The organism is Cupriavidus phytohabitans (assembly GCF_017815025.1).
Classification (GTDB): Bacteria; Pseudomonadota; Gammaproteobacteria; order Burkholderiales; family Burkholderiaceae; genus Cupriavidus.
Window position 1 is genome coordinate 1 of record NZ_JAGIQB010000299.1, and the last position, 271, is coordinate 271.

At 67.2% G+C, this 271-nt stretch carries 1 protein-coding gene; it reads right to left on the reverse strand.

What is annotated here, in order from left to right; translation table 11 throughout:
* Positions 1-149, reverse strand: a 149-nt coding sequence (locus J8I34_RS34560) for a thiolase family protein (protein ID WP_500784444.1), incomplete at its 3' end; no start/stop codon positions are given.
* Positions 150-271: the final 122 nt, after the last annotated feature.

Consider the following 271-nt stretch of genomic DNA (forward strand, 5'->3'; position numbering starts at 1 on the left):
CCGACGTCGTCGCCGGACACCTGCGCGCGGGCCAGCGCCTCGCGCACGACCAGTGCGCCCAGCTCGGCCGGCGCCACGTCCTTCAGGCTGCCGCCAAAGGTCCCGATCGCGGTACGGGCACCGCTCACCACTACGACTTCACGCGTCATGCTTTGTATCTCCGGTAGAAGGGGTGCAAGTAACGATTACTTGCCGTAGACGTACACGCCCCGGCCAGTCTTGCGGCCCAGGTAGCCTGCGGCCACCATCTCACGCATCAGCATGGCCGGAC